At 67.1% G+C, this 6,408-nt stretch carries 4 protein-coding genes; 1 reads left to right on the top strand and 3 read right to left on the bottom strand.

Translation table 11 applies throughout. The features are described from left to right. From INE98_RS05200 to INE98_RS05190, 3 genes are all read right to left on the bottom strand, one after another. On the bottom strand, positions 1-1,179 hold a 1,179-nt coding region (locus tag INE98_RS05200), incomplete at its 3' end, for an AMP-binding protein (RefSeq protein ID WP_293537147.1). A gap of 102 nt (positions 1,180-1,281) precedes the next feature. Beyond that, the gene (locus tag INE98_RS05195) at positions 1,282-2,469 is read right to left on the bottom strand and encodes a serine hydrolase (RefSeq protein WP_293537145.1); all 1,188 of its coding nucleotides are present in this window, start codon (positions 2,467-2,469) and stop codon (positions 1,282-1,284) included. 31 nt (positions 2,470-2,500) lie between these two features. Beyond that, complete coding sequence (locus INE98_RS05190; RefSeq protein WP_293537143.1) at positions 2,501-4,111, bottom strand: NAD(P)/FAD-dependent oxidoreductase; 1,611 nt, start codon at positions 4,109-4,111, stop codon at positions 2,501-2,503. 189 nt (positions 4,112-4,300) lie between these two features. Here INE98_RS05190 and INE98_RS05185 point away from each other — a divergent pair. Then, positions 4,301-6,408, top strand: a 2,108-nt coding sequence (locus tag INE98_RS05185) for a pitrilysin family protein (RefSeq protein ID WP_293537142.1), incomplete at its 3' end; no start/stop codon positions are given.

Here is a 6,408-nt window from a genome sequence, read left to right as displayed (position 1 = left end):
ATCGTCCTTGTAGTAGCCGAGCGGATTGGGAGGGCCGATGGCCACCATGCCGGACTTGCCCGACACCGGCTCCACCGGCTGGTCGTTCTCGTCGAACACCTTGCAGCGCTCGCCGAGCATGAACTTTGCCGTCTGGACCTCGGAGTCCCTGGTCATGATCGAGTTGCCCATGCCCAGCGCCTCGGACGAGGAGAAGCCGTCGCTCAGCATGGCCTGCGGCATGTGTTCGAGCATGCCCTTCTTGACCTCGTGGCTCCACATCACGCCGGAGGAGACGATGGTCAGGATGCTGGACACGTCGTAGCGGCCCGGAGCCGCGTTCAGGGCGTTGAGGATCGGCTTGCCGAAGGAGTCGCCCACGATCACCAGGGTCTGGGGCTTGTGGGCGTCGATCGCCGTCAGCAGCTCCTCGGCGTCGAAATTGGGCTTCTCCAGAGTGATGACGCATCCGCCCGCCATCATGGTCCCCATGGAGGTCAGGAGCCCGGTGCCGTGCATCAGGGGCGGGGCCGGAAGGATACGGGCGCCGACCGGCATGCGGCGGGTGGCCTCCGCGAGCTCCTCCAGGGTTTCCGGTACGGGTCCCATCTTGCGAGCTGTCTGGAGCGTGATCTCCCGCATGTCATGATGGGTCCACATGACCCCCTTGGGCATGCCGGTGGTGCCGCCCGTATAGATGAAGAACTGGTCGTCGCCGGACCTCTGGATGTCGAGGGGGCCGCCATTTCCTTCGTCCCCGAGGTCGTCGAACCGCTCCGCGAAGGGCGCAACCTCGCCCGTCTCGCTGACCTCGATCCAGGTCTTGACCATCGGGAGGCGCGGCCGAATCTCGGTGACCGCATCCCTGAACTCACTGGCGTAAACCACTGTCTGGGCGTCGGAATTATCGAATATGTACCACACCTCTTCGGGGGTGTAGCGGTAGTTCACATTGACATGGGTCAGGCGCGCCTTCCAGGCGGCCGCCAGAGCGAGCAGGTATTCCGGCCGGTTCCGCATGTAGATGGCGATCTTGTCGCCGGGCTGGGAGCCACGGGCGATCAGGGCCCGCGCCATGTTGTTGGTGGTCCGGACCGCCTCTCCCCAGTTGATCACCCGGGAGCCGTGGATGAAGGCCGGCGCCTCCGGCGCCACCTGCGGCCCGACGGCGTCGAGAATGTCCCCGAAATTCCAACCCATGACTCTTTCATCCTCCTGCATCGCCCCGCTCTGGAGGGCTTGGACCGAAAGTCCCCCGACAGACGGGCAAATGCAAGCGCCCCATGGGGCGACGGATGGGACTCAGGGCACGGGGGCGATGGCCGCCTGCCGGAGCGCATTGATCAGGGCGGTGCGCCCATCACGCAGATCCGGCCCACCAGACTTGGGCCAGGCCGAGTTCACGACAATGATGATCCGGTCCTCGCGGAAGGTGGTGATGGACTGGCCGAAGATCCCTGTCGCCTGGTAGGCGCCATTGGGCTGCATCCACCAGAAATAGCCATATCCTGCCTGGCCGTTCTCGATCTGCTTGGTCGTCGATTCCACCGCCCAGCCGGGCGGGAGCACGGGCCGCCCGTCGACGACGCCCCCGTCGAGGATGAACTGCCCGATCCGGCCATAGTCGCGAAGGGTCATGGACATGCAGCAGCCGCCGCGCTCAAGGCCGCCGGGATCAGTGACCCAGATCCCTTCGGCCTCCATGCCATAGGGCTTCCAGATCTTCTCCGAGGCGTACTCCGCAAGGCCCTTACCGACCGCCCGGGCCAGGAGGATGCCGACCAGGTCCGTCTCGCCGGTGTTGTAGTTGAAGACCGTCCCGGGCGGGTGGGCGCGCGGGAGGGTGCGCATGTAGGCCAGCACGGGGTTCAGCCCAGGCTTGCCCTCCGCCAGCTTCAGGCCCTCCTGAGGCCCCTTGGCGACGTCAGAGTTGGGATCCGCATAGTCTTCGCTCCACCGGACGCCGGAGCTCATCATCAGGAGCTGGCGCAGGGAAACACCGTCGTAGGCCGAGCCCTTCAACTCGGGAAGGATGTCGGTGACCGGGGTGTTCAGGCTCCTGATGCGGCCGTCCTGGATGGCGGCGCCCACCAGGGTGGCGGTGACGGACTTGGCGACCGAGAACGAGGTCCAGCGATCGGTCGGGCGACGGCCCAGGCCATACTTCTCGAGGAGGACCCTTCCGTCCCGGATCACGAGCAGGCCAGAGACCCGGTAGGCCTCCATGTACTGGTCTACAGTCCAGGTCCGGCCCGCATGGGTGAAGACCGGGTCGATCCGGGTCTGCGCCAGAGGAAGGGCGTGGACACGCGGGCCCGCGGCGATCGGACGGACCTCATAGACGGTCTCCATCGCCGGGTACCATCGCGCCTGCTGCTCAGGGCTCCAGAACAGAAGGTGAGGCGTATCGGCCTTGAGCGCCACCTGGGCCTGGGCCGCACCGGTGAACAGACCTGCCGCCGCCAGGGCGGATGCGATCAGACTCTTCATTGTTTCTCCCCTCGCTCGCCGGGCGGGCGCCTCATTCGGTACGGAAGCCCTCGTAGTCCCGCGCCGCCACCTCGTCGATCCGGACTTTGTAGCCCTCCCCGATGTAGGGCATGAAGACCCGCAGCTTCCCCGGAACGTTGGCGCCCATGTACCAGGACGCCGCGTCGAGATAGAGACTGCCCGCCGCGACCTCGTTGACGTGGGCGACCCAGGCTTCCTGAGCAGCCGGGTCCGCCTCCAGGGTGCGGACCTGCCGGCCGTCCGCCCAACCGATGGCGCCGCTGATCCAGTCGATATGCTGCTCGATGGAGGTGATCATGTTCGAGAGAACGGACGGACTTCCGGGTCCTGTCACAGTGAAAAGATTGGGGAAGCCCGAAACCATGAGGCCCAGATAGGTCTTCGGTCCCTCGGCCCAGGCTTCGCGGAGGGTGAGGCCCCCGCGGCCGCGTACATCCATCTTGAGAAGGGCGCCGGTCATGGCGTCGAAGCCGGTGGCGTAGACGATGACATCGAAGTCAGCCTCCCCCGCCGCCGTTCGGATTCCCGTCTCGGTGATGGTCTCGATGGGGGTCTCCCGGAGATCGACGAGCCGGACGTTCCCGCGGTTGAAGGTCTCGTAGTAGTCGGTGTCGACGCAGGGCCGCTTGGCGCCTATGGCATAGCCCCGGGGCACGAGCCGCTCGGCCACCTCGGGGTCCCCGACCATCTCGCGGACCCTGTCGCGGACATGATCGGCGACCTCCTCGTTCAGGTCCGGCATCCGCATGAGATTGGGAATGGCGAACAGGGACATGAGCCCCATGCCGTTCCATAGGCCGGCCTTCAGGGCCTCGAGCTCCTCACCCCGGACCCTGAGGTCGGGCGGCGGCGGCGGGAAGATGGACTGGCCGCTCCTGAGCATGTCGCGATAGGCGGTGAAGCCCTGCAGGAAACCCTCCACCTCAGCGTCGGCCAGGGGAGAGTTCAGGGCGGGAAGGGAGAAGTTCGGCGTGCGCTGGTAGACGCTGACCTGGTCGGCTTGCCGGGCGATGATCGGGATCGACTGGATGGCGGAGGAGCCGGTGCCGATCACGGCGACCCGCTTGCCGGTGAAATCCACGCCCTCGTGCGGCCACAGACCGGTCACGTAGGTCTCGCCCCGGAACCGTTCTGCTCCCGGGATGTCCGGCGACTTGGGAACGGACAAGCATCCCGTGGCCATCACGACCCAGCGGGCGGAGACCTCATCGCCCCGATGTGTCCGGACGGTCCAGCGCCCGGTGTCCTCGTCGAAGACCGCGCTCTCAACACGGGTGTCGAACAGGAAGGACGGGCGCAGGTCGAACCGGTCGGCGATATGCTCCGCGTATTTCAGGATCTCGGGCTGCGGCGCGTACTTCTCGCTCCAGCGCCACTCGCGGGCGAGGTCCTCGGACCAGGTGAAGGAATAGAAGAGGCTGGGGATATCGCAGCGGGCGCCGGGATAGCGGTTCCAGTACCAGGTGCCCCCGACGCCGCCGCCCGCCTCAAAGCCCTGGACGGTCAGACCTGCCTCGCGGGCCTTGTGGGCCATGTAAAGGCCGCCGAAGCCCGCCCCGACCACCGCCACGTCCACCCTTGCTCCCACGACCGCTTCGCGGAGCCCCGTTTCCTCAGCCATATCTGGCCCTCCCACCGCATCTCTATTTTATCCCCCGGATATTGGACGGACTTCCGGCGAGGTCCAGTGCTCTTCTCCGAGCCGCCTGCAGGGGTGCAAATGCAGCCCTTGCCTTGCCCAAGATTGGTCTTCATTCAAGACAACAATAAAGCCTCGGTTCCCCCAGAGCGGAACGACCCAGGAGTTTCCATGATCCGAGCCGCAAGAGTGTTCACGGGCGTCAGCCTCGCCCTTGGACTCGCCGTGACCTCCGCGCCCGCGCAGGCCGCAAGGCCCCCGGCCCCGACCCTGGCTCCGGCGACAGCCGCCGGGGGCCAGCCAGCCTCCGCCGCAGAGCTCGCGCGTCTCGTCAGTATCCCCTACGAGAGATTCACGCTGCCCAACGGACTTCGGGTCCTGGTCCACACGGACAGGAAGGCGCCAGTCGTCGCCGTTTCGGTCTGGTACGGCGTCGGGTCCAAGCACGAGCCGGCGGGACGGACAGGCTTCGCCCACCTCTTCGAGCATCTGATGTTCAACGGTTCGGAGAATGCGCCGGGCGATTTCTTCAAGCCTCTCCAGGAAGCCGGCGCCACGGACTTCAACGGCACCACCTGGTTCGACAGGACCAACTATTTCCAGACTGTCCCGACGGGCGCCCTGGACAGGGCCCTGTTCCTGGAGAGCGACCGCATGGGCCACCTGCTGGGCGCCGTGACGCAGGAGAAGCTCGATAACCAGCGCGGCGTGGTCCAGAACGAAAAGCGCCAGGGTGACAACCAGCCCTTCGGCCTGGTGGATTACCTGATCTACGAGGCCCTTTTCCCACCGGGTCACGGATACCGGCACAGCACCATTGGCTCCATGGCCGACCTTGACGCCGCCTCCCTCGAGGATGTCCGGCGCTGGTTCAATGACAACTATGGCCCCAACAACGCCGTCCTCGTCCTGGCCGGGGACATCGACACCGCGACAGCGCGCCCGTTGGTCGAGAGATACTTCGGACACATCCCGCGCGGACCCTCGCTGGCCCCTGTCATGGATGGTCCCGTGACCCTGAAGGCGCCGGTGAGTCTCACCCACAGGGACAGGGTGGCGACCACCCGGATCTACCGTAGCTGGTCAACCCCGGGCCTCAACGACCTGAACTCTGTGGCGCTTGAGGCCGGGGTCAGCGTTCTCGGGGGCCTGTCATCCTCCCGACTGGACAACATCCTCGTTCGTGACGAGAAGCTCGCGGTCTCCGTCACCGCCGATTTCAACGTCTTCCAGTCCGTCGGGGTCCTGACCCTGGCTGCAGACGTCCGGCCTGGCGTCGCGCCGGAGGACGTCGCCCGACGGATGGACGAGGTCATATCGTCCCTGATCCGGTCGGGTCCGACCGCCGAGGAACTGGACCGCGCCAGACGCGTGGAGATCGCGGGCAAGATCCGGGCGGCGGAGGCGGTCGGCGGATTCGGCGGCAAGGCCGTCACCCTCGCGGAGGGCGAACTGTACGCCGATGATCCGGGCCTCTACCGCAAGCGCCTCGCGGCCTGGGCGAGCCTGACGCCCGAGGCCGTCCAGTCCGCCATGAAGACCTGGCTGGGGCGCCCGGTGCTGTCGCTGAGGGTCGATCCGGGCGAGAGGGACCGGGATGGGGGACCGCTTGGGGGCGATCCGGCCGCCAGGGGCGTTGTCATTGACCGGACAGGCGTCGTCACGACGTCCCGGCCCCCGCGCGCCGACCCCGTGCTTCCGGGGGTCGGCAAGGTCCCCGCCCTCGACTTCCCGGAGATTGAGCGGGCCAGCCTCGACAACGGGATGCCCGTGATCTTCGCGCGCCGCACCGGTGAACCTCGGACCCTGATCGCCGCCAGCTTTGACGCCGGCGCGGCGGCGGACGGCGCCATCCGCTATGGCGCGCAAGCCATGATGCTCCGCGCCCTCACGGAAGGCGCCGGCGCCCTTTCCAGCCGGGAAATCGCCGAGCGGGCCGAGGTCCTGGGGGCCAGTTTGGCCGCCGCCGCCGGGGCTGACCGCTCCAACGTGTTCCTCGACGCCCTGACGCCGAACCTCGCTCCGTCCCTGGCCCTGCTCGCCGATGTCCTCAGGAGACCGACCTTCGATTCGCAGGTCGTCGAACGACTCCGCGGGCAGCAGCTGGCGCGCATTGCAGCCGAGGCCAACAATCCCTCCGCCATTGCAGCCGCAGAACTGTCGCGCCGCATGTACGGGCCGGGCCACCCCTACAGCGTCAGGGCCACCGGCGCCGGAGACGCCGCTGTGGTCTCCCGCCTGACCCCGGCCGATCTACGGGCCCTCCACGACCAGTGGAT

It is taken from the genome of Phenylobacterium sp., from assembly GCF_020253645.1.
In the GTDB taxonomy this organism is placed as follows: Bacteria; Pseudomonadota; Alphaproteobacteria; order Caulobacterales; family Caulobacteraceae; genus Phenylobacterium.
This window is presented reverse-complemented; position numbering and strand designations above follow the sequence as displayed.